The following is a 1,725-nucleotide window of genomic DNA, read 5'->3' on the forward strand; positions in this document are numbered from 1 at the left end:
AAAAGCCTTAAACATTATAAATTTAGAGTTACAGGCCCTATTTTTTTAGGTCTTAAATTTACAGTGGATTAAGCTACAATTATTTAAAAATTAAATATTGGAGAATTAATATGACTACTGTATTTGATGTACCTGCAGATTTATTAATTGAAAAAGTCGCAGACGAATTTAAAAATAATGATAAGATCAATTCCCCTGCATGGTCCAATTTTGTTAAAACTGGTGTTCACAAAGAAAGAAAACCAGAACGTGCTGATTGGTGGTATATAAGGACTGCTTCTATTATCAGAAGAGTTTACATGGACGGTCCTGTAGGAGTTATGCGTTTAAGAAATTTCTACGGTGGTAAAAAAGACCGTGGTGTACGTCCTGAAGTATTTAGAAAAGGAAGCGGATCCATTATCAGAACCGCATTACACCAATTGGAAGATGCAGGATTTGTTGAAAAAGTCGAAGGTGGAAGAGCTGTTACCCCAGCAGGAAGATCATTCTTAGATAAAATTTCTGCTGAAATCATTAAAGATATTCCTGATCTTGAAAAATACTAATTATATTTGGGAGAGTTTGATATGAGCGAGTTAGATGAAATTCGTCAAAAAAGAATGGCTGAATTACAAGCTCAACAAGCTGCTATGCAGAACCAAGCTCAACAGCAAGCTATGGCGCAAGCTCAACAGCAAGAAGCTCAAGCACAATTTGAAGCTCAAAAGAAACAAATTTTAGCTCAAATCATGACTTCTGAAGCTCGTAATAGATTAGCTAACCTTAAACTAACAAAACCTGAACTTGTCAATAACATTGAAATCCAATTGATTCAATCCGCTCAGGCAGGAAGTTTAAGGGGTAAAGTAACTGATGAACAGCTTAAAGTCTTGTTAAGGCAAATAGCTGGTCAGAAAAGAGAAATTAAAATTACAAGGAAATAATATCGATGAAAGCTGGCGTATTATATAGTGGAGGCAAAGACTCATCCTTTGTGGCGGTGATGCTTAAAAGGTTAGGTCTTGACGTGGAATTATGCACAGCAAATTTTGGCGTATATGATTCATATATTCCGGCCAGCAAATCTGCAAAAGCATTAGGTTTCAAGCACAACGTCTTGAAGATGGATGCAGACATCCTGGATGAGACTTGTGAAATGATTATGGATGACGGATTTCCGAATGACGGAATAAAATTCATTCATGCACAAACCGTTGAAAGAATAGCAGACGATTATGATATTATTGCGGATGGGACAAGAAGAGATGACAGAACTCCAAAATTGAATGTCAATCAGATAAGAAGTCTTGAAGATAGGAAAAATGTTCAATACATTAACCTTGACAGTTTCGGACACAAATCCGTTAAACTGATAACCTCAAACCTGTTCGAAATATCCCATGAAAAGTCAAACAGGGACAACAGTTCAGATTTCGAGGTTGAAATAAGAACCTTGATTGACGAAAAGGGAGGAAACTCATTGGACATATTCCCAGAACATTATCAAACTCGTGTTATCGGATATAAAAAATAATTATTATATGTATTACAGGTGAGAAAATGAGTAGAAATAAACCATTAGCTAAAAAATTAAGAATGGCAAAAGCAAACAAACAAAATAGGAGAATTCCAATCTGGGCTTATGCTAAAACTAATCGTAAACTTAGATACAGACCAAAACCTAGACATTGGAGAAGAAACAGTCTTAAATTATAATGAGGGGTTATTATGGAAAGAGTTTAC

Annotated in this window: 4 protein-coding genes; all 4 read left to right on the forward strand. The window is 35.3% G+C overall.

The window, feature by feature from the left end; translation table 11 throughout:
* The first annotated feature begins 110 nt into the window (after nt 1–110).
* From ACJROP_RS00005 to ACJROP_RS00020, 4 genes are read left to right on the forward strand one after another with little or no spacing between them, the layout of a single operon-like run.
* Nucleotides 111–548 carry a 30S ribosomal protein S19e gene (locus ACJROP_RS00005; protein ID WP_406533471.1) on the forward strand — a complete coding sequence of 146 codons (438 nt, stop codon included), beginning with the start codon at nt 111–113 and terminating at the stop codon, nt 546–548.
* A 21-nt stretch (nt 549–569) separates the two neighbouring features.
* Nucleotides 570–926, forward strand: coding sequence for a DNA-binding protein (locus ACJROP_RS00010; RefSeq protein WP_406533472.1), 357 nt, complete (start codon nt 570–572; stop codon nt 924–926).
* A 5-nt stretch (nt 927–931) separates the two neighbouring features.
* Nucleotides 932–1,516, forward strand: coding sequence for an asparagine synthase-related protein (locus ACJROP_RS00015; RefSeq protein WP_406533473.1), 585 nt, complete (start codon nt 932–934; stop codon nt 1,514–1,516).
* Between the two features lie 26 nt (nt 1,517–1,542).
* Nucleotides 1,543–1,698 carry a 50S ribosomal protein L39e gene (locus ACJROP_RS00020; RefSeq protein WP_004032463.1) on the forward strand — a complete coding sequence of 52 codons (156 nt, stop codon included), beginning with the start codon at nt 1,543–1,545 and terminating at the stop codon, nt 1,696–1,698.
* Nucleotides 1,699–1,725 lie beyond the last annotated feature (27 nt).

The sequence above is a fragment of the Methanobrevibacter sp. genome, assembly GCF_045220775.1.
In the GTDB taxonomy this organism is placed as follows: domain Archaea; phylum Methanobacteriota; class Methanobacteria; order Methanobacteriales; family Methanobacteriaceae; genus Methanocatella.

Excerpts from the sequence above, each read along its gene's own strand:
- ACJROP_RS00005 (WP_406533471.1), top strand. The coding sequence starts at position 111 with ATGACTACTGTATTTGATGTACCTGCAGATTTATTAATTGAAAAAGTC.
- ACJROP_RS00010 (WP_406533472.1), top strand. The coding sequence starts at position 570 with ATGAGCGAGTTAGATGAAATTCGTCAAAAAAGAATGGCTGAATTACAA.
- ACJROP_RS00015 (WP_406533473.1), top strand. The coding sequence starts at position 932 with ATGAAAGCTGGCGTATTATATAGTGGAGGCAAAGACTCATCCTTTGTG.
- ACJROP_RS00020 (WP_004032463.1), top strand. The coding sequence starts at position 1,543 with ATGAGTAGAAATAAACCATTAGCTAAAAAATTAAGAATGGCAAAAGCA.